The sequence below is a fragment of the Nocardia sp. NPDC050413 genome, assembly GCF_040655475.1.
In the GTDB taxonomy this organism is placed as follows: Bacteria; Actinomycetota; Actinomycetes; order Mycobacteriales; family Mycobacteriaceae; genus Nocardia; species Nocardia coubleae.
On record NZ_JBFAJZ010000006.1, the window covers coordinates 111308 to 134807 of the forward strand.

General features: G+C 67.8%; 25 protein-coding genes and 2 tRNA genes. 15 read left to right on the forward strand and 12 right to left on the reverse strand.

Annotated elements, in window-relative coordinates; all coding sequences use genetic code 11:
* Positions 1-4 precede the first annotated feature (4 nt).
* Positions 5-442, forward strand: coding sequence for a holo-ACP synthase (locus tag AB0I19_RS16910; protein WP_067486057.1), 438 nt, complete (start codon positions 5-7; stop codon positions 440-442).
* A 30-nt stretch (positions 443-472) separates the two neighbouring features.
* On the opposite strand, the gene AB0I19_RS16915 is transcribed toward AB0I19_RS16910, so the two are convergent.
* The gene (locus AB0I19_RS16915) at positions 473-1105 is read right to left on the reverse strand and encodes a TetR/AcrR family transcriptional regulator (RefSeq protein ID WP_084457458.1); all 633 of its coding nucleotides are present in this window, start codon (positions 1103-1105) and stop codon (positions 473-475) included.
* Between the two features lie 283 nt (positions 1106-1388).
* Here AB0I19_RS16915 and AB0I19_RS16920 point away from each other — a divergent pair, with 283 nt between their 5' ends.
* Entirely contained in the window at positions 1389-2600 is a 1212-nt protein-coding gene (locus AB0I19_RS16920; RefSeq protein WP_357149634.1) for a hypothetical protein, read from the forward strand.
* Positions 2601-2649: 49 nt separating this feature from the next.
* Here AB0I19_RS16920 and AB0I19_RS16925 read toward each other — a convergent pair whose 3' ends face one another.
* On the reverse strand, positions 2650-3405 hold the full coding sequence (locus AB0I19_RS16925) for an ABC transporter permease (protein WP_357150151.1): 756 nt from the start codon (positions 3403-3405) through the stop codon (positions 2650-2652).
* Between the two features lie 5 nt (positions 3406-3410).
* The gene (locus tag AB0I19_RS16930; protein WP_357149637.1) at positions 3411-4352 is read right to left on the reverse strand and encodes an ATP-binding cassette domain-containing protein; all 942 of its coding nucleotides are present in this window, start codon (positions 4350-4352) and stop codon (positions 3411-3413) included.
* A 121-nt stretch (positions 4353-4473) separates the two neighbouring features.
* Between AB0I19_RS16930 and AB0I19_RS16935 the strand changes: the two genes are divergently transcribed.
* Positions 4474-5205, forward strand: coding sequence for a TetR/AcrR family transcriptional regulator (locus tag AB0I19_RS16935; protein ID WP_357149640.1), 732 nt, complete (start codon positions 4474-4476; stop codon positions 5203-5205).
* Here AB0I19_RS16935 and bcp read toward each other — a convergent pair whose 3' ends face one another.
* Positions 5206-5679, reverse strand: a complete 474-nt coding sequence (bcp, locus tag AB0I19_RS16940) for a thioredoxin-dependent thiol peroxidase (RefSeq protein ID WP_067486928.1) — start codon at positions 5677-5679, stop codon at positions 5206-5208.
* 78 nt (positions 5680-5757) lie between these two features.
* On the opposite strand from bcp, the gene AB0I19_RS16945 reads away from it, so the two are divergent.
* A complete protein-coding gene (locus AB0I19_RS16945) occupies positions 5758-5985 on the forward strand; it encodes a DUF3618 domain-containing protein (protein WP_067984714.1) in 228 nt (75 codons plus the stop codon).
* A gap of 96 nt (positions 5986-6081) precedes the next feature.
* Here AB0I19_RS16945 and AB0I19_RS16950 read toward each other — a convergent pair whose 3' ends face one another.
* Together AB0I19_RS16950 and AB0I19_RS16955 are read right to left on the reverse strand one after the other, a co-directional pair.
* Positions 6082-6381 carry an excalibur calcium-binding domain-containing protein gene (locus AB0I19_RS16950; RefSeq protein WP_067486070.1) on the reverse strand — a complete coding sequence of 100 codons (300 nt, stop codon included), beginning with the start codon at positions 6379-6381 and terminating at the stop codon, positions 6082-6084.
* A 117-nt stretch (positions 6382-6498) separates the two neighbouring features.
* Positions 6499-7470 (reverse strand): pirin family protein, encoded by a 972-nt coding sequence (locus AB0I19_RS16955; protein WP_067486934.1) that lies wholly within the window; start codon positions 7468-7470, stop codon positions 6499-6501.
* Between the two features lie 69 nt (positions 7471-7539).
* Here AB0I19_RS16955 and AB0I19_RS16960 point away from each other — a divergent pair, with 69 nt between their 5' ends.
* A complete protein-coding gene (locus tag AB0I19_RS16960; protein ID WP_357149645.1) occupies positions 7540-7989 on the forward strand; it encodes a MarR family transcriptional regulator in 450 nt (149 codons plus the stop codon).
* Here AB0I19_RS16960 and AB0I19_RS16965 read toward each other — a convergent pair whose 3' ends face one another.
* Positions 7990-9651, reverse strand: coding sequence for a helicase HerA-like domain-containing protein (locus AB0I19_RS16965; protein ID WP_357149648.1), 1662 nt, complete (start codon positions 9649-9651; stop codon positions 7990-7992). It abuts the gene before it with no gap.
* A 172-nt stretch (positions 9652-9823) separates the two neighbouring features.
* Between AB0I19_RS16965 and orn the strand changes: the two genes are divergently transcribed.
* The 3 genes from orn to AB0I19_RS16980 all read left to right on the forward strand — a co-directional run bounded on the left by orn (position 9824) and on the right by AB0I19_RS16980 (position 11086).
* On the forward strand, positions 9824-10462 hold the full coding sequence (gene orn, locus AB0I19_RS16970) for an oligoribonuclease (protein ID WP_067486075.1): 639 nt from the start codon (positions 9824-9826) through the stop codon (positions 10460-10462).
* 54 nt (positions 10463-10516) lie between these two features.
* Positions 10517-10589, forward strand: a tRNA-His gene (locus AB0I19_RS16975).
* Positions 10590-10744: 155 nt separating this feature from the next.
* On the forward strand, positions 10745-11086 hold the full coding sequence (locus tag AB0I19_RS16980) for a hypothetical protein (RefSeq protein WP_067486076.1): 342 nt from the start codon (positions 10745-10747) through the stop codon (positions 11084-11086).
* Positions 11087-11140: 54 nt separating this feature from the next.
* Here the strand turns inward: AB0I19_RS16980 and AB0I19_RS16985 are convergent, their stop codons facing one another.
* Complete coding sequence (locus tag AB0I19_RS16985; RefSeq protein WP_357149651.1) at positions 11141-12349, reverse strand: Ig-like domain-containing protein; 1209 nt, start codon at positions 12347-12349, stop codon at positions 11141-11143.
* A gap of 253 nt (positions 12350-12602) precedes the next feature.
* Between AB0I19_RS16985 and AB0I19_RS16990 the strand changes: the two genes are divergently transcribed.
* The 3 genes from AB0I19_RS16990 to AB0I19_RS17000 all read left to right on the forward strand — a co-directional run bounded on the left by AB0I19_RS16990 (position 12603) and on the right by AB0I19_RS17000 (position 14291).
* A tRNA-Lys gene (locus AB0I19_RS16990) sits at positions 12603-12675 on the forward strand.
* 561 nt (positions 12676-13236) lie between these two features.
* Positions 13237-13866, forward strand: a complete 630-nt coding sequence (locus AB0I19_RS16995) for a transglycosylase SLT domain-containing protein (RefSeq protein ID WP_067642507.1) — start codon at positions 13237-13239, stop codon at positions 13864-13866.
* Positions 13867-13946: 80 nt separating this feature from the next.
* Entirely contained in the window at positions 13947-14291 is a 345-nt protein-coding gene (locus AB0I19_RS17000) for a hypothetical protein (protein WP_357149654.1), read from the forward strand.
* 1 nt (position 14292) lies between these two features.
* Here the strand turns inward: AB0I19_RS17000 and AB0I19_RS17005 are convergent, their stop codons facing one another.
* The gene (locus tag AB0I19_RS17005; RefSeq protein WP_067486088.1) at positions 14293-14913 is read right to left on the reverse strand and encodes a LysE/ArgO family amino acid transporter; all 621 of its coding nucleotides are present in this window, start codon (positions 14911-14913) and stop codon (positions 14293-14295) included.
* A gap of 71 nt (positions 14914-14984) precedes the next feature.
* Between AB0I19_RS17005 and AB0I19_RS17010 the strand changes: the two genes are divergently transcribed.
* Positions 14985-15881 (forward strand): LysR family transcriptional regulator ArgP, encoded by an 897-nt coding sequence (locus tag AB0I19_RS17010; RefSeq protein ID WP_357149657.1) that lies wholly within the window; start codon positions 14985-14987, stop codon positions 15879-15881.
* Positions 15882-15885: 4 nt separating this feature from the next.
* Here the strand turns inward: AB0I19_RS17010 and cmrA are convergent, their stop codons facing one another.
* Positions 15886-16689 (reverse strand): mycolate reductase, encoded by an 804-nt coding sequence (cmrA, locus tag AB0I19_RS17015; RefSeq protein ID WP_067486092.1) that lies wholly within the window; start codon positions 16687-16689, stop codon positions 15886-15888.
* Positions 16690-16738: 49 nt separating this feature from the next.
* On the opposite strand from cmrA, the gene AB0I19_RS17020 reads away from it, so the two are divergent.
* Together AB0I19_RS17020 and AB0I19_RS17025 are read left to right on the forward strand one after the other, a co-directional pair.
* Complete coding sequence (locus AB0I19_RS17020) at positions 16739-18067, forward strand: cytosine permease (RefSeq protein WP_357149660.1); 1329 nt, start codon at positions 16739-16741, stop codon at positions 18065-18067.
* A 48-nt stretch (positions 18068-18115) separates the two neighbouring features.
* Entirely contained in the window at positions 18116-19291 is a 1176-nt protein-coding gene (locus AB0I19_RS17025; RefSeq protein WP_357149663.1) for a phosphotransferase, read from the forward strand.
* Positions 19292-19448: 157 nt separating this feature from the next.
* Here the strand turns inward: AB0I19_RS17025 and AB0I19_RS17030 are convergent, their stop codons facing one another.
* Both AB0I19_RS17030 and AB0I19_RS17035 read right to left on the reverse strand, forming a co-directional pair.
* Complete coding sequence (locus AB0I19_RS17030) at positions 19449-21479, reverse strand: NADPH-dependent 2,4-dienoyl-CoA reductase (protein WP_357149666.1); 2031 nt, start codon at positions 21477-21479, stop codon at positions 19449-19451.
* Entirely contained in the window at positions 21476-22030 is a 555-nt protein-coding gene (locus tag AB0I19_RS17035) for a PadR family transcriptional regulator (protein ID WP_357149669.1), read from the reverse strand. Before AB0I19_RS17035 ends, AB0I19_RS17030 begins: the two co-directional genes overlap by 4 nt.
* Before the next feature lie 113 nt (positions 22031-22143).
* Between AB0I19_RS17035 and AB0I19_RS17040 the strand changes: the two genes are divergently transcribed.
* Entirely contained in the window at positions 22144-23484 is a 1341-nt protein-coding gene (locus AB0I19_RS17040) for an MFS transporter (protein ID WP_357149672.1), read from the forward strand.
* The last annotated feature ends 16 nt before the right edge of the window (positions 23485-23500 follow it).

A 23500-nucleotide genomic window follows, 5' to 3' on the forward strand; every position in this document is an offset into this window, starting at 1 on the left:
CTTCGTGACGATTCTCGGTATCGGCTTGGACCTGGTCACCATTTCCGAGTTCGCCGAACAGCTGCAGCGGCCCGGGTCGGCCATGCTCAGGGAGACGTTCACCGCCGGTGAACGCCGCTACTGCCAGAGCAAGCAGACCGACCCGGCCCGCAGCTTCGCCGCCCGCTGGGCAGCGAAGGAGGCGGTGCTCAAAGCCTGGGCGTCGTCGCGTTTCGCGCGCAGCCCGCAGATCGGGGACAACCCGTATCCGCTGATCGAGGTGGTCAACGACGCGTGGGGCAGGCCGAGCATCAAACTGCACGGCCTGGCCGCGGAGTTCCTGCCGCGCGTGCGCGTGCACCTGTCGCTGACTCACGACGGCGACACCGCCGCGGCCATGGTGGTGCTCGAAGATCCAGGTGAACTAGCCGACCTCATCGAAGGACGGGTAGGAAACTCCTAGCACCGCAGACGTTCCGGACCCGGGTCGAGGTCACTCCTCCGACCCGGGTCCTTTCGCGTGCCTGGACTCTTTTTCGGCGACGAGCAGATACGCCACCATCAGCCGCTTGAGTTCGGCGACGGCGTCGGCGTTGGACTGCTCGTCCTGCACCGAGAAGTTGAGCATCGAATAGACGACGTGCACCAGCACCTCGGCCATCATCGTGCGCCGGGCGCGGGGAGTGCGCGGGGTGAGCGGCCGCAGCATCTGCGACACGACCTCGGCGAACTCCTTCTCGTGCAACGCACCCGTCGCCCGGGTGGACGGTGTGGACTGCATGGCCAGCCACACCTCGCGCCGCGACGGATCGGTGGTCCACAGATTCGCCAGGTGATCGACGAACTGGTTCATGTGCCGCAACCAGTCCAGCGACGGCACCTCGCCGTGGAAATCGGCGAGCTCGCGCGAAACCGCGACGAGGTCTTGCCGATTCAGCTCACAGACGATCACGTACTTGTTGGCGAAGAACTGATAGAGCGTGCCGATCGGCACCTCGGCGCGCTGGGCGACCTCTTCACAGGTGAACGATTCGAAACCCACCTCGACCAGCAGTTCTCGTGAGGCCTGCAGCAATGCGTCGAACTTGCGCTTGCTGCGCTCCTGGGTGGGCCGCTTGCGCGGCATCAATTCCTGTGGATCGTCCTGCAATTCCAGCGCGGGGTCCGGGCGGTGCTGCTTGGACCGGGCCTGCGCATGTACTTCCACCCATCCAGGCTAGCGCTAGAGGGACCTATACGACATCCGCATACCCGAAGCGTGTCAGGAACCGGTGCGATTCCCACCCATCCGCCCCGTGACCGGTGACGAATCATCAGATGAGCGTGCGTGCATCCGCACGCTGATTCGCGGTTCGTACCGCACCGCGTCGCACAGGGGCATCGTTTCGCTACAGGGGAAGGCAAGACTGGTGGCAGCAGTATCAGTGGTAACCCTCGGCGTGAGCACCGAGCGTGGAGCCGTGCACGCGGTCGCGCTCGCCGAGACGGGCAGCACCCTCACCGATCGGATGGTGCTGCGGCGCACCGTCCGTACCGCCGGTGACAGCAGACCGGAGACGGCCGAGGCGGTGCGCGTCGCGCTCGACGCCCTCGCCGCCGAACTCGGCGAGGACTACGAGATCGCCGGTGCGGCAGTCGGATACCGCGATGCCGCCGATCGCCGCGCCATCGTCACCCATCTGGCGACCACGCCGTGGAGCACGGCGTCGCTGGTGTCGGCCAAGTCGGCACACCTGTTCGTCGGCGGCGTGATGACCTGGCTCGACGAATTCGACACCCTGCTCGTCTACGAAGCGGTGCCGGGTTACCAGGCGATGACCCTGCTCGATCCGGGCAGGCACCGCGTGCTCGCGGCGTGCTCGCAGACCGGCCCGTCCACGCCCGAGGCGCTGCGTGCCGGGGTGGCGGCGGCAGGCGACCAGCTCGACGCGGCGTCGGTGCGCCCGGGCGCGGTGGTGCTCATCGGCTCGTCGGCCGACGCGCCCGCCGTGCGCGAGGCCGCCGCGGGCTTCGGGGTGCCGGTGCTGCCGTGCCGGCTGGCCGGCTACGCGCCCGCCGCCGGTGCCGCGCTGGTCGCGCTCGGTGACACGAAGGTGGTGCCGATCACCGGGCCCGCGCGGTCCCGCCGCGGCACCGCGGTGGCCGCCGCGGCGGCGAGTGTGCTGGCGGGTGGGCTCGTGGTCGGTGGTTCCTACGCGCTGATGGACGGTGGCACGCCTGCGGTCGACAACACCGCCGCGTCGTCCGAACCCGGCCTGGCACCGGCACATCCGGCCCCGGCGCCGCACGCGCAGGACGCCGCCGATTCCGGTTCCGCCGGTGGGATCGGCTCGGGTAGCGGCCTCGCGGTCGACCCGACACCGCCCACCGACATCTGGCCCTACGAAAAGGTGTCACCGAACCCGCAACTGGTGAATCCCGGGGTGTTCCCGCTGGACTACCCGACCCAGCTCTACGGCGACGCGGCCGAGGACGAGCCGCTTCCCCTGGAACCGGTACAGCCGGTCGTCCCGGAGATCCCGGTCGCCGTGCAGACCGTGCCGGGCACCGGCATCCCGCTCAGCATGCAACCCGCCCAGGCGATGACGCCGCCTGGCCGGATGTCACAGTCGGCCGACTGAGCCGCACACGGGCCGCGCGAGACGATCGCGCGGCCCGTGTCCCTTCCGCTCAGGAACTGGTGCGGCGCTGGAACATCCACCGCGCGGCCAGATACCCGGCCACCGCGATGCCGCCGCACCACAGCACCGCGAGCAGCCCGCTGTCGCCGATGGGTGTGCCCATCAGCAGCCCCCGCATCGTCTCGATCACCGGCGTCACCGGCTGGTTCTCGGCGAAAGCGTGCAGCCAGGTCGGCATGGTCGAAGTCGGCACGAACGCGCTGCTCACATACGGCAGGAACATGAAGAAGAACGTGAACCCGTTGGCGGCCTCCGGATTACGGGCCACCATTCCCAGCGCCGCCGACAACCAGGACAACGCGAACACGAACATCGCGAGCACGCCTGCCACGCCGAGCCAGCGCACCGGATCGGTGGTCGGCCGGAAGCCGAGCACCACGGCCACGCCGATCACGACGGCCGAGGTGACCAGATTGCGCAACACGCTCTCCACGACATGCCCGGTGAGGACCGCAGAGCGGGCGATCGCCATCGCCCGGAACCGGTCGACAATGCCCTCGGCCAGATCCGTCGACAGCGCCACCGCCGTGGTCGAGGCGCCGAACCCCGCACACAGCAGGATGATTCCGGGCACCACGTAGTCGATGTAGGCACCGTCGACCCGCATCGCGCCGCCGAAGACGTAGACGAACATCAGCAGGATCATCACCGGCAGCGCGATGGTCATGATCATGGTGTCCGGGCTGCGCAGGGTGTGGCGGATATTGCGGTCGAGCATGGTGACCGAATCCTGCACGGTGGTCATGGCGCTCATGCCGCCACCGCCGTCCGGCCGGTCAACGCGAAGAACACATCGTCGAGGTCGGGGGTGTGCACGGTGAGCTGCTCGATGGCGATGCCGAGTTCGGCGAACCGGTCGAGCAGCAGTTTGATCTCCACCGCGCTGCCTGTCGAGGACACCTGCATGCTCAGTTGTTCGGCGTCGACCTGTGCGCTCGGCACCGCCTTCGCCGCCGCGGTGAGCAGGGCGTGATCGGCGAACCGGAACCGGAGGTGCCCGCCGGGGACGAGCTGCTTGAGTTCCTCCGGGGTGCCGTCGGCGACGATGCGCCCGCCGTCGAGGACGGCGATGCGGTCGGCGAGCTGGTCGGCCTCCTCCAGGTATTGCGTGGTGAGGAAGACGGTGGTGCCCTCGGCGGCGAGTTCGCGGATGGCGGTCCACAGATCACGGCGGCTGCGTGGGTCGAGGCCGGTGGTCGGCTCGTCGAGGAAGACCAGCCGTGGGCGGCCCATCAGGCTCATGGCCAGGTCGAGTCGGCGTCGCATGCCGCCCGAGTAGGTGTCGACCGGTTTGGCCGCGGCGTCGACGAGATCGAACCGGTCGAGCAATGCGGCACCGCGGCGGGCGATTTCAGGCTTGTCCAGATGCAGCAGCTTGCCGGTGAGGCGCAGGTTCTCGTGGCCGGTGAGCACTCCGTCGACGGCCGCGAACTGGCCGGTGACGCCGATCAGCGCGCGCACGTCGTCGGCTTCGGTGACCGGGTCGTGGCCGAGGACGCGCAGTTCGCCGCGATCCGGTCGGGTGAGGGTGGCGAGGATGCGGACCAGGGTGGTCTTGCCCGCGCCGTTGGGGCCGAGCAGGGCGAAGACGGTGCCCGCGCGGACCTCGAGGTCGAGGTCGTCGAGGACGACGTGGGTGCCGAATGACTTGTGCAGCTGCCGCACCGAGAGTGCGGGTGGTTCGGGTGCCATGGATTTTTTCTCCGATCGATGCCACTGTTTATGGCCTATATTGTTTATAGGCTAAACAGTTGTTCGGCACAAGAGGGCCGCCGGTTAGAGTCGTGGCAGAGCGAAGGAGGCGGACGAGTCGATGACGACCGGCGAAGCGGCGTTACCCAGAGCGGTGGAACTGATGTGGGGGCTGGCCCAGCCGGCCGGTCGCGGACCGAAGCGGGCGCTCACCATCGACCAGATCATCGATGCCGCGATCGAGGTCGCCGACGCGGAAGGCGTCGCCGCGCTGTCGATGAGCAGGGTGGCCAAGCAGCTCGGCTTCACCGCCATGTCGCTGTACCGCTACGTCGACAGCAAGGACACCTTGCTCGACCTGCTGATGGACCGCGTGGTCGGCGCGCCACCGGACATTCCCGCCGGAACCTCCTGGCGCGCAGGTCTCGAACAGTGGGCTTTGGCCGAGTTCGACCGGATCGGCAGGCATCCGTGGTGGATCGATATCCCGCTGGCCCGCCCGCCCATGGGCCCGAACAATATGGCCTGGCTCGAGGTGGCGCTCGGCGCGCTCGCCGGGACCGGCGTGCCGGAGCCGGCGAAGCTCGAGCTGGTGATGAACGTGTCGGTCTACGTCATCGGCAAACGCCGCATGCTGCGTGATCTGCAGACCGTCGAAGGTGCCGATTTCGCGTCGGTGATGGCACGCGTACTCGACCCGCAGCGGTTCCCCGCGGTCACAGCCGCCATGTCGGGTTCGGCGTTCGACGGCGAGAGCGACGTCCATTTCGATTGGGCCAGAGCGGATTTCGAATTCGGGCTGGCGCGGATGCTCGACGGTTTCGAGGTGTTCATCCGCACCTTCGCCGAGTAGCTACACCGACAGGTCGCGGCGCAGTTTCGCCACGTGGCCGGTGGCGCGCACGTTGTACTGGGCCACCTCGATCGCACCCTGCTCGTCGACGAGGAAGGTCGAGCGGATCACCCCGGTGACGGTCTTGCCGTACATCTTCTTCTCGCCGAACGCGCCCCACTGCTGCAGCACGGTGCGTTCCGGGTCGGACAGCAGCGGGAAGGTGAGGCCCTCGGCGTCGCGGAACTTGGCCAGTTTGGCCGGCTTGTCCGGTGAGATGCCGAGGACGGCGATCCCGGCCTCGTTCAGTTCGGCGAGGTTGTCGCGGAAGTCGCAGGCCTGCTTGGTGCAGCCGGGGGTCGAGGCGGCCGGGTAGAAGTAGACGATCACCTTGCGGCCACGGTAGTCCGACAGTGACACGTCCTTGCCGTCGGCGTCGGGCAGCGTGAAATCGGGTGCGGTGTCTCCGGGGGAGAGGCGATGGTTGTCGGTCACCACCGCACGGTAACCGACCGGGTCCGCTGACGGCATGGATAGACTCGGGCGAGCACAGACACATACCTGGAGGTGACGGTGGCCAAGGACGACACCGACCGGATCGAACGCGAGATCGAGATCGCGCGCGCCCGGTTGGCGACCACGCTCGACGAACTGGCGGTGCGCGCCGATCCGCAGCGGATCGCCGACGACACGAAGGCGATCGTGGTCGCCAAGTTCAACGAGCCGAAGGTCAAATACACGCTGATCGGCGCGGGTGCCCTCGTAGCGGGCCTGGTCCTGGTCAAACTCTTCCGCCGCTGACAAACGGCCCGAAACACAGAACACCCGATGCGGCACAAGCCACATCGGGTGTTTCTGTATGCAAACGCACCAACTCGAGCGCGCCAGCGCTCCAAATTACTGCGTGGGGCAGGCCAGGCCGTCGCCGTCGGGGTCGAGGTGGGGGGAATAGCCCGCCTCGCCGCGGAACAGGGGGGCACGGCCTGCGGCCATCGCCTCGTCGCAGCTGCGGAACGCACCGCCGGCCGAACCGGACTGGACCAGGTTGGCCGAGCCGGTGGCGCCGAGCAGGGAGTCGAAGCTGGACGAGCCGGTGCCCGCGGAGCCCGTCACCAACGGATTCGCCTGAGCGGCGGGGGCGACGAGCAGGCCGAGGCCTACGGCGGCGAGGCTGACAGTGAGCCGACGAACGTTCATGAATTCCTCTATGTCTGCTGCGGTTCGGATGTTGGCCCGGACACACGCCTCGGGCGGCGAAGTCAACCTTCATGACGGGGCCCCCGCTTGTCAACCGCACCGCGTGTGCCTCGACTGTTACTCGCCGAGCCTGCGCCCGGTGAGGTGCTCGGCGGGTACGGTGCCCATCCGTCCGGCCTGGAAGTCCTCGAGTGCCTCGATGATCTCGGCGCGGGTGTTCATGACGAACGGTCCGTACTGGATCACGGGCTCGCGCAACGGTTTTCCGCCGAGCAGCAGCACTTCGAGGTCACCGTAGTCCTGTGTGGTGTCGGCGGTGAGCGTGATGGCCTCGCCCTTGCCGAACATCACCAGCTGTCCGGTGTGGATCGGCCGACGGTCGGTGCCCGCCGTGCCGCTGCCCGACAGCACGTAGGCCATGGCCGTGAAGTCCTGCGGCCACGGTGTTTCCAGCTGCGCGCCGGGGCTGATCGAGGCGTGCGCGTAGGCGATCGGGGTGTAGGTGGAACCGGGTCCGGCGAAGCCGCCGACCTCGCCCGCGATGAGCCGTACCAGGGCGCCGCCGTCGTGCGAGCTGACCAGGGTGAGCTCGCTGCCGCGCAGGTCCTGGTAGCGCGGGGTGGCGAACTTCTGGGCGCGTGGCAGGTTCACCCACAGCTGGATGCCGTGGAACCGGCCGCCGGAGATCACCAGTTTCTCCTCGGGCAGTTCGTCGTGCAGCATGCCCGAGCCCGCTGTCATCCACTGGGTGTCGCCCTCGCCGATCACGCCGCCGCCACCCTGGGAGTCGTGGTGGACCATGGTGCCGTCGAGCATGTAGGTGACGGTTTCGAAGCCGCGATGCGGATGCCACGGCGCGCCCTTGGCCTCGTAGGGCTCATAGGCCACGGGGCCCATCTGGTCGAGCAGGATGAAGGGGTCGGCCGCGCGCAGGTCGACGCTGGGGAACGGGCGCGTCACCTCGAAGCCCGCCCCCTCGCGCTGACGGTGGGCGGTGACGATCTGACGTACCGGCCGCTGGGTTTCGGTGACGTCCGGGCGGGGGAGCCGGGGCAGCACCATGATGTCGTCGACGGTGATCGCGGGCATGGGAAGCGCCTCCTGGAGTGGAACCTATTTGGTTTCCATGTCAACCAATGTGGCTCTAGGATCATTCCCGTGACCCGATGGTTGTCCGAGCAAGAGCAGCAGACCTGGCAGGCCTTCATCCGGATGCGGCAGCGGCTGGACGCGGCGCTGTCGGCCGGGCTGGCCGGGCACGGGCTGTCGATGGCCGACTACGAGCTGATGGTTCCGCTCTCGGCCGCACCGCAGGGCTGTCTGCGTGCCAGGGATCTGGCCGCCGAGGTGTGCTGGGACAAGTCGCGGCTGTCCAAACAACTGGCCAGGATGGCGGCGCGGGGGCTGGTCGACCGGGCCCCGGCCGCCGACGACGCGCGTGGCATCGTCGTCACGCTGACCGACCACGGGCGCGACGTCCTGCGCGCCGCCGCGCCCGAACATGTCGAGCTGGTACGAAAGCTGTTCGTGGACAACATGACCCGTCAGGAAGCCGCGGCATTGCGGTCACTTTCGGACAAGGTGGCCTCGGCGGTCGAGCAGAGCTGACTACCGGCGTCGCCGGGTGCCGAACAGGCTGCGGCTGATCTCGCGCCCCGCCGCACTGGCCGCCGAGCGCAGGAAGCTCTTCACGGCCGGGTTCTTCATGATCCGTTCGGCCGCCGAATCCGCGTCCGGTCCGGCAGGCGGCGGGGCGGTTTCCGGTGCGGGTGCGGCAGCCACGCTGGCCAGCAGCATCTCGTAGGCCGATTCGCGGTCGATGCTCTGCCCGTACTTGCCCTGCAACGAGCTCGACCCCGCGGCGGAGCGGATGGCGTCGTCACCGATGGTGTCCATCAGCGACCGCGGCGGCACGATCTTGGTCCAGGCAACCGGGGTCGGCGCACCCTTCTCCGACAACACTGTGACGATCGCCTCACCCGTACCGAGGCTGGTGAGCGCCTCCTCGAGGTCGTAGACCTCCGACTTCGGATACGTGCGAACCGTTTTCGCCAACGCCTTCTGATCGTCGGGGGTGAAGGCGCGCAGCGCGTGCTGGACGCGGGCGCCGAGCTGCGACAACACCGCGTTCGGGATGTCGGTGGGCAGCTGGGTGCAGAAGAACACACCGACACCCTTGGAGCGGATCAGCTTCACGGTCTGCTCGATCTGCTGGAGGAATGCCTTGGAGGCGTCGGCGAAGAGCAGATGCGCCTCGTCGAAGACGAAGACGAGCTTGGGTTTGTCGACGTCACCCACTTCGGGCAGCGTCTGGAACAGCTCGGCGAGCACCCACATCAGGAATGTGGAGAACAGTGCGGGCCGTGCCGCCTGCTGACCCAGTTCTACCAGCGTGATGACGCCCTGGCCGTCGACGACCCGGGCCAGATCGGCGGGATCGAGTTCGGGCTCGCCGAAGAACGTGTCACCGCCCTCGGCCTCGAGATTCACCAGCGAACGCAGGATCACCCCGGCGGTCTGGCTGGACACCCCACCGATGCCCTTGAGGTCTTCCTTGCCCTCGGGGCTGGTCAGGTGAGTGATGACCGCCCGCAGGTCCTTCAGGTCGAGCAGGGCAAGACCCCGCTGATCGGCCCAGTGGAAGATCAACCCGAGGGTCGACTCCTGGGTGTCGTTGAGGCCGAGGACCTTGCTGAGCAGGATCGGGCCGAAGGAGGTGATCGTGGCGCGGATCGGCACGCCGATGCCCTCGGTGCCGAGCGAGACGAATTCGGTGGGGAAACCGCTCGGCGCCCAGTCGTTCGCGCCGGTCTCGGCGGCGCGAACGCGGATCTTGTCGTTGTCGGCACCGGGGTCGCGCAGACCCGACAGATCGCCCTTCACATCGGCGAGCACCACGGGAACGCCCGCCCGCGAGAGCTGTTCGGCGATGCCCTGCAGGGTTTTGGTCTTGCCCGTGCCGGTCGCACCCGCGACGAGCCCGTGGCGGTTCATCATGCGCAACGGAATACGCACGCGCGCAGCGGGATCGGTGGTCCCGTCGACGACAACGGTGCCCAGCTCCAGGGCCTGGCCATCGAAGGCGTAACCGGCCGCGATCTGTGCGGCGGCGCCCGACCCGGCCGACGCGTCGGGTGACGTTGCCGCCGAAGCCGATTGCGCCGCCTCCCGCTCGGCGGCCTCCGCCGCGGCGGCTGCCTCGGCGGCGACGCGCGCCGCCTCTTCGGCTGCCAGGCGAGCCGCTGCCGCCTTCTCCTGAGGGGTGGTCATCGCGTCCTCCGTCTCGATCGCAAGAACATGAACGGACAATCTCAGGCAAACTGTATCCGGGCCGGTCACCCCTGTGGTGGCCTTCGGTGGGTGTCGTCGGCAAACACCTCCGCCGCGCCCGTGCGACACACCTGTCGGCGAGGCGCGCCGATACCCCATTAGGGTGGCTCGGGTGTCCGACAAACTCTTGGTCTGGATGGATTGCGAGATGACGGGGCTCCGTCTCGACAGCGACAAGCTGATCGAGATCGCCGCGCTCGTAACCGACAGCGACCTGAACATTCTCGGTGACGGTGTCGACATCGTCATCCACGCCGATGACGCCGCCCTGGCCTGCATGCCACCCGTCGTCGCCGACATGCACGCGAAATCCGGTCTCACCGAGGAGGTCCGGCGCTCGACGGTCACCCTCGAGCAGGCCCAGGAGCAGGTGCTCGACTACGTGCGCCAGTACGCGCCCGCCGCGCGCACCGTGCCGCTGTGCGGCAACTCCATCGCCACCGATCGCGGTTTCATCGCGCGCGATATGCCCGAACTGGACGCGCACCTGCACTACCGGATGGTCGACGTGAGCTCGATCAAGGAACTGTGCCGCCGCTGGTACCCGCGCATCTACTTCGGTCAGCCGGAGAAGGGGCTGGCGCACCGCGCGCTGGCCGACATCAAGGAATCCATCCGCGAGCTGGAGTACTACCGGCGCACCGCCTTCGTGGCGCCGCCCGGCCCGTCCTCGGCCGACATCGCGAGCATCGCGGCGGCGGTCACCGAGGCCGTCGATGTCACCGGAACAGGGTCCCGACCAGCGGATTAGGGCATCGGGGCCGGTACAAGCTAGTATTTACCGCGCCGGTGCAAGCCGGTGATGGTGACCGTAGTTCAGTTGGTAGAGCACCAGGTTGTGATCCTGGCTGTCGCGGGTTCGAGTCCCGTCGGTCACCCCGAAGAGAAGGCCCCGATCCTCTGGATCGGGGCCTTCTTCGTTGTCGGAGCCCACATCTGCTTCATGACGCAGGTCACGTTTGAACCGCTACACTCTGGACGGCTGCCCAAATGTGTGGGTCGCCATATCCTCGTTCGACCGGAAAGACCCTTGATGAAGCGTTCCACCGTCGTCGTGGCCCTCGCGGCCGCCACCGTGCTCGGCCCCGTCGCAGGCACCTCGGCGGCACAGACCCCCGGCCTGCCACTCACCGACTTCACGGCCACCCCCTCGGGCGGCATGGAACTGCCGGGACCGCCCGAAACGGGGTCGGCGCAGAGCGGATCGACCGGCGGCCTCGAGACCACCGGCTCCTCCGGTACCGGCTCGGCGGGCCTGCCCAACCTCGACCGCCTGCTGTTCGGTGGACGCATCCTCTGCGGGGCTCTCGGTAGCGCCATGGCCGTGGCGGGCGAGGCCATGATGGACTGCGCCGATCTGCCCACCCCGGTCTGATCAGGGCACGAAAAAGGCCGCCGGAGACATCCGGCGGCCTTTCGGCTGTATGGGTCAGGAGACGTCGGCGTTGCCCGCCTTCCACTCCGCCCACGGAATGTTCCAGTCACCGAGCCCGTCGACGCCCGACAGCGTCCCGCCGACCGTGTTCTTGATGATCGTGATGTCACCGCGCTTGGCGTTCTCGTACACCCAGCGAGCATTGGCGGGGCTCAGGTTCAGGCAGCCGTGGCTGGCGTTCGAGTAACCCTGCTGACCCACCGACCACGGCGCCGAGTGGAAGAAGATGCCGCTGTAGGAGATCCGCGTGGCGTAGTCCACCGGCGTGCGGTAGCCGTCGGCGGAGTTCACCGCGACACCGTAGGTGGACGAGTCCATGATGATCTTCTCGTGCTTGTCGGCGACGATGTAGATGCCGTTGTCGGTGGGCGTGGAATCCTTGCCCATCGAGGTCGGCATGGTCATGATCACCTCGCCGTTGCGCTCGACGGTCACCTGCTTGGTGTTGTCGTCTGCGGTGAAGATCACCGCGTCACCGATGGTGAAGTGCGAGGTGATGTTGTCCTGGCCGTACAGACCCTTGCCGAGGTCCTTGCCGTAGACGTTCACCTCCACGTTCACCCGCGTACCCGGCTTCCAGAAATGCTCTGGGCGCCAACGGACTTCGCGGTTGTTCACCCAGTAGAACGCGCCTTCGACGGGCGGTTCGGTGGTGATCTTGATGGCGTCCTGTGCGGCGCGACGGTCCGGGATGTTCTCGTCGAACTGGATCGCCACCGGCTGGCCGATACCGACTACCTCGCCCTCGCCGGGCATCAGGTACGGCTTGGTCTGGTTGTTCGGTGAGCTCGTGGTGAAGCTCAGGGAGGAGGAGTTCGCGCCGCCGAGGCCGATCGCGGCGGCCGAGAGCTGATAGGTCTTGCCGTAACCGAGCACCTCGGTGGTGGCCCACGAACGCCCGTCGGGCGCGAGCTGACCCGACACCTGCGTGCCCTGCTGGTTGGTCAGCTTCACCTCGGTGAACTTGCCGTCCTGCACCTGGAACTTCAGCGGCATCCCCGGCGAGACGCCGACCTGGCCGTCCTTGATCTCGGAGACCAGTTTCGGCTTGATGAGTTCGGTGATCGGGTTACGGTCGATCGCCACCTCGACCCCGGCACCCTCGGCCGACGAGCATGCGGAAGCACCGAGGGCGAAAACCGCCAACAGTGCCACCGGAACGATCATCCGCAATGACCGAGGTTTCCCCCGCTTCTTACCCATGTCCAACCCCGTTTCCATACCGACGCCCCGCCATTCTGCCAGCCCGCCCGGTCGCCACCAACGTCGAAAGCGTGGCGACACGACCCGAGTGGGCAATCGTTAGATACGTGCCGGGGCCCGATCTGTTAACACTGCGAACCGTCCGGCATCGGTGCTGGTCAGAGCCCGATTTCACTTTTCGCCCTCGGGCCTGTTAATGTTTCTTCCGCACCGCAGAGCGGAGCAGACGCCCCGCGGAGCGGGGCAGAGCCAAGCGCCATTAGCTCAATTGGCAGAGCAGCTGACTCTTAATCAGCGGGTTCGGGGTTCGAGTCCCTGATGGCGCACAGCAGACCGCATCCCGGCAGTTACCACTGCCGGGATGCGGTCTTTTTGCGGTCTGCCAGCCTCGTCATCGATCGTTACCTTCGGTGCCTCGCGCGCCCGTTTCACCACTGCGAACAGCCAGGAAACCTGATTCGGGCAAACTTTTTCTGTGACCCATACCACGGTTGCCGCAGTTCTAAACCCCCTGCATACATAACGATTCTGCAACCACGGGTCGAAGCGACCAAGATCGCCAGCACCTGCCGTTCAGATTTCGTTCATCTCGCGTTAACCTACCGTGACCATTCTGTCATCAGGTCACAAACAGACCTGCGGTTTGGTTAGCCACCGGGAACCCGGATACCGAACAGCGCGTGGTCTCCCCGCAGCCAGCTGTGGAGCACCGTGCGACGAGCGGGACAGCCATCGAGCGTCTCCGACACCACAGCGTCGCACATTCCCATACCGACAGAAACAACACATCGCCTGACCGGCGTGCGCCGCTGCGCGCGCTGCGCGGTCCACCGCGTCTCCACCGAGGCCTGCGGTCGCCAGACAGAGATGAAGGAACAGAGAAGAACATGATCGTCAAAGACAAGCTCAACTCCATGATCGGCCACCGCCGCGAGGCGTTCACCGTGGCAGTCGCCGCGGTCGGCCTGGTGGCCGTTGCCGCGTCCTCGGCGGTGTCCTTCGCCGACGACAGCGTCCCCCAGCGTGCCGCCATGGTCGTCGAGCAGGCCGAGGCCATCCCGGCCGTCGGTGCCGCCCCCGCCCCCGCCGTGGAGGCCGTGCCTGCCCCCGCGCCCGAGGTGCTGCCCGCCCCGGCCCCGGCTCCCGAGCCGGCCCCCGCCCCGATGCCCGCGCCCGCCCCCGCGGCGCCGGTGTACCCGAACAACCTCGACGGCTGGATCCGTGAGGCCCTCGACATCATGGCCGCCAAGGGCATCCCCGGCAGCTACGAGGGCATCATGCGCAACATCATGCGCGAGTCGACCGGTAACCCCCAGGCCATCAACCTGTGGGACTCCAACGCCGCCGCGGGCATCCCCTCCAAGGGCCTGCTCCAGGTGATCGACCCGACCTTCGCCGCCTACCACGTGGAGGGCACCCCCTTCGACGTGTGGCACCCCGTGGCCAACATCGTCGCGGCCTGCAACTACGCCGCCGACCGCTACGGCTCGATGGACAACGTCAACAGCGCGTACTGATACGCACTGAGAACACAGCAACGCCCGCGCACCGGTTTGGGGAAGACCGGGGCGCGGGCGTTCGCCGTTAGAATGCCCTCGTGCCAGACAGCGCCGATCAGGCACCCGATCACGCGCATTCCGACGCGGCGACAGCCAGTCGCGTCGCCAAGGCCCGCCGCTTGGCGGCCTACCTGTGGGCTCGCGACATCAGCAGCGCCGAATTACTCGCCCTGTCCGCGCCGACGCTGCGCAAGCTCGCCCGTGCTGCCGAGACCAATCCGCCGAGCACCGACGAGACGTGGCGGGTGGTCGCGGACCTGCTCGATCAGAAGGACGCCTGGGCCGCGCGCAACCCCGATCACGAGGCCGCACGCCGCGCCCATGCCGACGAGAAGCTGCTGTGGGTCAAGCCGCCGGTGACACCGTGGTCGGCGCAGTCCTGAGTCAGCCGAGGACGAGACCGATCGCGAGTGCGAGCATCACCACCGCGATCAGCGAGTCGAGGATGCGCCAGGCGAGGGGTTTCGCGAACAGCGGGCCGAGTCGACTCGCGCCGTAACCGAGGCCGAAGAACCACAGCACGCTGGCCAGCATGGCCCCGGCCGCGAGGAACCAGCGCTCCGAGGGCGCCCAGGTGCTGGCGAACGAGCCGAACAGGACGAGCGTGTCCAGGTAGACGTGCGGGTTGAGCCAGGTGAGCGCGAGACAGGTGAGCACCGAGGCGCCCAGTGCCGCCGAGGTGCCCGTGAGGTCGGCCTGCAGTGCCGACGACCCGAACGCCCGCCGGGCGGCGAACAGGGCGTAGCAGACCAGGAAAGCCGCCCCGGCCCACCGCGCGATGGTCACGACCGCCGGAAACGACTCGACGACGGTGCCGAACCCGGCCACCCCGGCCGCGATCAGCACCACATCCGAGAGCGCGCACACCGCGACCACCGGGAGGATGTGTCGGCCGCGCACGCCCTGTCGCAGGACGAACGCGTTCTGCGCGCCGATCGCGACGATGAGCGAGAGCCCGAAACCCAACCCGGAGAGTGCGGCCACTGCGGCCGACGATGTCGTCATATCCCCGACGCTAGGAAGCTCGGTGGATTCAGTCCAGCTAATAATTCTGCAGAACAATTAGAATCGCTGATGTGGATCTGCAGCTCGACCAGCTACGCGCGCTCGACGCCGTGCTCACCGAAGGCACCTTCGACGCGGCGGCCCGCCGATTGAACCTCACGCCGTCGGCTGTCAGCCAGCGGATAAAGGCACTGGAGGACGCGGCGGGCCGCATTCTCGTGCAGCGGTCGAAACCGGTGCGCCCCACCGAATCGGGACTCGCCGTGCTGCGACTGGCCAGGCAGGTGCACGTGCTCGCCGCCGATACCGCGCGCGAACTCGGCGAGCCGGACCGGCCGGCCGGGCGACCCGCCCGCATTCCGATCGCGGTGAACGCCGACTCGCTCGAGACATGGGTGCTGCCCGCCGTGTCGCGGATCGCCGGCATCGCCTGTCTGGAACTGCACCGCGAGGACGAGGAACACACCACCCGGCTGCTGCGCGACGGCACGGTGATGGCGGCGATCACCTCCACCGCCACCCCGGTGCAGGGCTGCCGGGTGCGACCGCTCGGCGCCATGCGCTATCAGGCGCTCGCCACGCCGGACTTCGCGCAGTACTGGTTCCCCGACGGCGCGCGACCCGGCTCCTACACCCACGTGCCGATGATCCAGTTCGACCGCAACGACGACCTGCAAGCCCGCCACCTGCGCGGTGCCAATCAGCAGCCCGCCGATCCGCCGACACATTTCGTGCCGTCCTCGACCGCATTCCGTGAGGCGGTCCGGCTCGGCATGGGCTGGGGCATGCTGCCCGACCTACAGACCGAAACCGACCGGGCCGCAGGCACTTTGGTGAACATCAACGGCCGGGCGCGGATCGACGTGCCGCTCTACTGGCAGCAGTGGAAGCTGGATTCGCCCGCCCTGAACGCGGTCGCCGACGCCATCATCACGGCCGCCGCGAAAGCCCTGCTGCCCGTCGAGTGAGCTGTCAGCCGCCGAGCTTCTTGTAGAACGCGCCCGCGATCGGGGCCGTCATCGCGCGCGGACCGTAGTTGCCCGCGACGCTCATGCCCTTGCTGATCAGGCCGGGGACGATACGCATCTTGTTGCGGGCCAGGGCGTCGATCGACACCTTCGCGGTGTATTCGCTCGACACCCACAGGAAGTCGGGGACCATCTTGTCGACGATCGACTCCTCTTCCGGCGCAGGCGTTTCCGTGCGCACGGGACCAGGCGCCAGCAGGGTGACATTGACCCCGCTGCCCTTGAGTTCGCCGCGCAGCGACTCGGAGAACGTGTTGGCGAACGCCTTCGACGCCGCATAGGTGGCGTTGTTCGGGATGGGCATATTGCCCGCCGCCGAGCCGCTGATCAGGATGCCGCCCGCCTTGCGCTCGATCATGCCGGGCAGCACGGCCAGGGTCAGGTCGTGCACGGCGGTGGCGTTGAGTTCCATCTGCGCGCGTTCGTAGGCGAAGTCGAGTTCGGCGACAGGGCCGAAGGTGGCGATGCCCGCGTTGTTGCACAGGATGGCGATATCGCGCACCGACAGCTCGTCGACCAGGCTCGCGCGCTGGGTGCGGTCGGCGAGGTCGACGGCACGGACCTCGGCGGTGATGCCGTGTGCCAGCGTCAGCCGCTGCGCCAGTTCGGTCAGGATCTCACCGCGCCGGGCGACCAGGATCAACGAATAGCCGCGCCCGGCCAGCTCGGCGGCCAGGGCGGTGCCGATACCGGAGGACGCGCCGGTGACGACGGCACGATTGTCAGCAGTGGGGGAGGGCAGGCTCACACGGCGAAGCTTAGGGGATCGCCCGCCCGGCCATAGCATGGCTCTTGCTATGACTACTGACTCCTCGCCCCGCGCCCAGGAGGCGCCGCTGCTGCTGTCCACCGAGCCGCCGCGCACGTTCGGGTTCGCCGATCAGGCCGCCTTCTGGACCAATCTCGGGGTGAGCCTGATCGGCTTCACCGGGGCCATCTACGTGCTGCAACCGCCCGGGTACGACCGGTTACCGCTGCTCGGGGCGGTGCTGGCGACCGTGGTCGGCACGATCGTCGGCACGTCGATGGTGGCCGCCGCCGGGGCGGTCGGCGCCGGAACCGGTGCGCCCGCGATGGCCAATTTCCGTGGGCTGTTCGGCACCAAATTGTCCGGGCTGCCGACGGTGGCCAATGTGGTGCAGTGCATCGGCTGGGGCGTGTACGAGCTCACCGTGATCGCGGCGGGTATCGCGGCGCTCACCAGCGACCGGGTGCCGCACGCGGTGGCGGTGATCGCGGCCGGGGCGCTGAGCACGGTGATGGCGATCTGGCCGATGCATGTGGTGGGGATCCTGCGGCGCTACGTCACCGTGGCGGTCGGTATCGCGATGCTGTACTTCACCGTGCAGATGTTGCGCCAGCCGCTGCCCGATATGGGACAGACCTCCTGGTCCGGGTTCTTTCCCGCCGTCGACACCGCGCTCGCCGTCGCCGTGTCGTTCGTGCCGTTGGCCGCCGACTACACCCGGCATTCGCGGTCGGTGAAGGTGGCGGGCGGTGCCACCGTGATCGGGTATTCGGTGGCCCAGATCTGGTGCTACCTGCTGGGTATCGTCGCGCTGTTGCACGTGGGCGGCGACCCGAACCAGCTGTTCGACTCGTTCCTCGGGATCACCGCGGGCTGGGTGTTCTTCGCGGTGCTCGTGCTGCGCGAGACCGACCAATCCTTCGCCAACGTGTACTCCACGGCCATGTCGTTGCAGAACCTGCTGCCGCGCGTGGATCGCCGCATCCTGGCCGCCGTCGTCGGCGTGCTCGCCACCGTCTTCGCCCTGAATGTGCGCGATTTCAGCTCTTACGCGAACTTCCTGCTGCTCATCGGCTCGGTGTTCGTTCCCCTCACCGCCGTGCTCGTGGTCGACTACTTCTTCGGGCGCGGCCGAACCGGCTGGGACCTGTCCGACAACTCGCCCGCCCGCCCGATCATGCTGCTGCCCTGGGCGATCGGCTTCACGGTGTACCAGCTGTGCAACCCCGGCTCGGTGTCGTGGTGGGCCGACCGGTGGACCGGGATCCAGGACGCGCTCGGCGTGCACCCGACCTGGTGGACGTCGGCATCGCTCTTCTCGTTCCTCGCGGCCGGTGCCGCGACCGGTGTCGTCGTGGTCGTCGGTCGGCGACGGTGATTCGGCGGCGCGGCGGGGTGCTCCGGGCGGCCGGGCGGAGTCCGAGCGATGGATGAGGACCGCGTTTTCGGAATGGGCGACGAGCCGCTGGCTGCACCGACATGGCCCGCGCTCACCGAAGCCGAAGCCGCCTCGGCCGTCGCGGCTACATGGGGCTCGAATGGAGCGACGATCGAATGGCGAAGTGCGCGACCGCTTTCCGCGACGGTCGGGGTGCGTACCGGCAGTGAGCGATTCGTCGTCAAACGGTTGCCGAGTGCGCTGCGTGACCTGGGTGCCCTGGCGGAGGAGCACCGGTTCATGGCACACCTGCGAGCACGCGGGATTCCGGTGCCGGAGGTACGCACCGTCACCGGGTCCGAGTTGCGGGCGGCTGCGTCCCGCAACGACCTCGGACAGCACCGGTTCGGTGTCGAGTCCACGGAGCCCGACAGCGTAGGTGGCGGCCCCGCCGATCATCGTCGTGCGTTCGTCTACGAGGTGCATCGGTTGGGGGAAGGGGACGATCGGTATCGCGCGGACTTTTCCTGGACACCGTTCCGCGATATCGAGGACGCTGCCGGAGCAGGCACGATGCTGGCCCGATTGCATTCGGCGGCCGAGGGTTTCGATGCCCCCGCCCGTCCCGCCCGCCCGTTGCTCGCCAGCATGCACAGCGACGTCATCGGCGCCTTCGAATGGCATATCGCGCGCCGGCCCGCTCTCGCGACGTTCCTCACCGACCGCGCCTGGCGCACAGAAGTCCCCGACCTCCGCGCCGACCTCACCACCGTCGAACCCCTATGGACGCATGGTGATTGGCACCCGACCAATCTCCTCTGGCGCGACCACGAGGTGACCTCGGTGATCGATTTCGGTCTGTCCGACCGCACCACCGCCGTCTTCGACCTCGCCACCGCCGTGGAACGTACCGCCGTGGACTGGATCGCCCTCCGGGACGGTGGCCCCGCCAACGTTCGCACAGACCAGATCACGGCCCTGTTCGAGGGCTACCAGTCCATCCGTCCGCTGAACCACGCGGAAAGCCAACTGTTACCGGATCTGCTCCCCCTGGCACACATCGGCTACGAACTCTCCGAGATCGACTACTTCCTCACGATCCCCCAGGAACCCCGCAATGCCGAAATCGCCTACCACGACTGGCTTCTGGGCCACCTGCGCTGGTACGAAACGCCCGAAGGCCACGACCTCAGAACACTGCTCCACGACCTGTCCGCCCGCTGAGGGACATGCCGCCGACCTGCGCATCTTCAGCTGTGCGGTACTACTCGGAGCGGCCACCCACCGCACCCCCAACCAAAGCCAACACCCCCATCCACCAGATGCGAGTTCGGTGGATGGGGGCGTCGCAACGGCCGTCCGTCGCGTCGGACGACCGGGTCTAGAGGCGAGCAGCCAGTCGCGTCCCCTGGTCGATGGCCCGCTTCGCATCGAGCTCAGCAGCCAGTTCGGCCCCACCGATGAGATGCAGCTCGACACCGGCCGCCCGCAACGGTTCCTCGAGCTCGCGCACCGATTCCTGCCCGGCACACACGATCACGTTGTCCACCTCGATGACTCGGGGGTTCTCCCGCTTCTCCCCGAAGCTGATGTGCAGACCCGTATCGTCGATGCGCTCGTAATTCACCCCGCCGATCTGCTCGACCCCCTTGGCTTTGAGCGCAGCACGGTGGACCCACCCGGACGTCTTGCCGAGATCCTTGCCGAACGGGGACGACTTGCGTTGCAGCAGAACGACGTCGCGGGCGGCGGGGGAGGGGTTGGGCTTCTTGAGCTGGCCGGGAACCTGCTCGTTGTCGGAGTCGACGCCCCACTCTTCCTTCCACTCGTCGAGCTTGAGCGTGGGATGCCCTTCCACGGTGAGGTATTCGCTCACGTCGTAACCGATGCCGCCCGCGCCGATCACCGCGACCTTCTTGCCGACCGGCTTCTCCTGCTTCACCAGCTCCGCGTACGAGAGCACCATCGGGTGGTCGATGCCGGGGATGTTGGGGATGCGGGGGCGTACGCCGGTGGCCAGGACGACCGAGTCGTAGCCGCCGTCGATGAGTTCGGTTGCACTGACACGCTTTTCGAGGTGCAGCTGGACACCGGTGAGCTCGATCTTGCGGCGGAAGTAGCGGATCGACTCGTCGAACTCCTCCTTGCCGGGGATGCGGCGGGCGATGTCGAATTGGCCGCCGATCTTGTCGTCGGCCTCGAACAGGTCGACGTGGTGGCCGCGTTCGGCGAGGTTCACCGCGGCCGAGAGCCCTGCGGGGCCCGCGCCGACCACCGCGATGCGTTTGGTGCGTCGGGTGGGCAGCAGGTTGAGGGTGGTCTCGCTGCCCGCGCGCGGGTTGACCAGGCACGACACCTTCTTGTTGCCGAAGGCGTGGTCGAGGCAGGCCTGGTTGCAGGCGATGCAGGTGTTGATCTCGTCGGCGCGGTCGCCGCGCGCCTTGTTCGCCCATTCGGGGTCGGCGAGCAGCGGGCGTGCGAGCGAGATGAGGGCCGCGTCGCCTCGGGTGAGGATCTCCTCGGCGATCTCGGGCATGTTGATCCGGTTCGACGCGCACACCGGGATGTTCACCTTGCGGGCGATCTTGGCGGTGAACTCCACGAACGCCGCACGCGGCACCGAGGTGACGATGGTAGGCACCCGCGCCTCGTGCCAGCCGATGTCGGTGTTGAGGATGTCGACGCCGACGGCCTCCAATTCCTGTGCGAGCGCGACGATCTCGTCGAAGGTCTGGCCCTTCTCCACGAGCTCGGCCATCGACAACCGGAACACGATGATGAAATCGGGGCCCACTTCGGCGCGGATGCGGCGGGCGATCTCCACGGGCAGCCGCCGCCGGTTCTCCGGGGTGCCGCCCCACTTGTCGGTGCGCTTGTTCACCCGCGGCGCGAGGAACTGGTTGATGAAATACCCTTCACCGCCCATGATCTCGCAACCGTCGTACCCGGCGAACTTGGCCAGCCCGGCGCAGCGGGCGTAGTCGTCGATGGTGCGTTCGATGCCCTTGGCCGAGAGGGCACGCGGCTTGAACGGGTTGATCGCCGATTTCACCGCCGAGGCCGAAACGCTGGTCGGCATATAGGAATAGCGGCCCGCGTGCAGGATCTGGATGGCGATCTTGCCGCCCTCGTCGTGCACCGCCTTGGTGATGCGCCGGTGCCGGTAGGCCTCGGTCTTGGTGGTGAGCTTGCCGCCGAACGGGAGGAGCCAGCCGGTGCGGTTGGGTGCGTACCCGCCGGTGATGATGAGACCGACACCGCCGCGTGCGCGTTCGGCGAAGTAGGCGGCGAGTTTGTTGGTGTCCCAGGCGCGGTCTTCGAGGCCGGTGTGCATGGAACCCATGACCACCCGGTTACGCAGGGTGGTGTGGCCGAGGTCGAGGGGCTCGAACAAATGGGGATAGGCAGTCATGGGCGATGGTCACCTTTTCGCGGTCGCAGGGCCTGCAGTACTTCGTCGCACCATTCGACGTAACCGGTCTCCGCGCGGATACCCGCGCGCAGCACCAGGTACTGGTGCAGAGCGGTGCCGGAGAGCTGGTCCGGCGCCGGAAAGAATTTCTTCTCGCTGAGCTGGTACTCCTCGAGGCGTTGCGCGTGTTCGGCACGATGGCGGGCGACCTCGGCGCAGACGGCGTCGATATCGCCGTGCGCGGCGCCACGCACCTTGACGCCGAGTTCGTCGCGGGTGGGCACCGATTCGGTGGGCTCGGCGATCCAGCGGGCCAGTTCCTCGGCTCCGGCGGGGGCGACCGAGTACACCTTCTTGTCGGGTTTGCCCTGCTGGGCGACCGATTCCACGGTGACCCAGCCGGCTTCCTCCATCCGCTTGAGCACGCGGTAGATCTGCTGGTGGGTGGCGCTCCAGAAGTAGCCGATCGACTTGTCGAATCGACTGGCGAGTTCATACCCGGAGCCTGCTCGCTCGCTCAGCGAGACCAGGAGCGCGTGCTCGAGTGCCATGCGACGAGGATATGCGCAACCAACGGTTCTATGCAACCAGGTTCATATGAATTGATGGCGTGGCGGATCGTCGATGCCCTGCCGGGCGCCGAACACGCCGTTACGCTCGGTGCATGACCGAGGTGAGCGCGTCCGCGACCATCGGCGAGGCGGCCGGACGCGGACAGGTGATGGCGTGGGGGCTGTGGGATTGGGGGTCCTCGGCGTTCCAGGCCGTGACGCTCACCTTCGTGTTCTCGGTGTATCTCACCGACAAGGTGGGCAAGGACCTGCCGGGAACGATCTCGGCGAGCGCGTGGCTCGGTTGGGCGCTGGCGGGCGCGGGTCTGGTCGTCGCGCTGACGGCACCGGTGTGCGGGCAGTACTTCGACGCGGTCGGCTCCCGCAAGCGCGCGCTGGCCACGTTGACCGCGCTCACCGTCGGTGCGATGGCGCTGATGTTCTTCGTCCACGCCGACTACCGAGACCTGTGGCTCGGGCTCGTCCTGCTCGGTTTCGCCTCGGCCACCTTCGAATTGGCGACGGTGCCCTACAACGCGATGATGCGCCAGGTGTCGACGCCTGCGACGGTCGGCCGGGTATCCGGATTCGGCTGGGCGATGGGCTATTTCGGTGGCATCGTGCTGCTGCTCGCCTGCTACGCGGGCTTCCTCGCCGGTGACGGCGACCGTCGCGGCCTGCTCGACATGCCGACCGATCAGGGCCTCAATGTGCGGCTGGTGATCGTGCTCGCCGCCGTCTGGTTCACGGTGTTCGCGCTGCCGGTGCTGTTCACCGTGCCCGAACTGCCACGCACCGGTGCCGATCCCGGCGCCGACCGCGTCGGATTCCTCGGCTCCTACCGGGTGCTGTGGCGTGACGTGCGCGACCTGTGGCGCACCGACCGGCACACCGTGTGGTTCCTGCTGGCCAGTGCGATCTTCCGCGACGGGCTGGCCGGGGTGTTCACCTTCGGTGCCGTGCTCGCGGTCGGTGTGTACGGCTTCGCCGACGCCGATGTGCTGCTGTTCGGTGTGGCCGCGAACGTGGTGGCCGGCGCGGCGGCGATCGCGGCGGGCCGCTTCGACGACCGACTCGGCCCCAAGCGCGTGATCGTCGGCTCGCTGATCGGGATGATCGTCTGCGGCGCGGTGTTGCTGGTGGTGACCGGTTCGCTGATGTTCTGGATCTTCGGTCTGGCCCTGACCGTCTTCGTCGGTCCCGCCCAAGCCTCGGCCCGATCGTTCCTCGCCCGCCTCGCCCCACCGGGCCGCGAGGGTCAGCTGTTCGGTCTGTACACCACCACCGGCCGCGCCGTCTCGTTCCTGGCACCAGCCCTGTTCGGCCTGTTCGCCTGGGCCTTCCACAACGACCGCGCCGGAATCATCGGCCTACTGGTCGTGCTCACCGTTGGTCTACTGGTTCTGCTCCCGGTCCGAGCACCGAGACCCGTGCAGGACGCCAAACCTGTGTAGCGTCACCGATTTCACC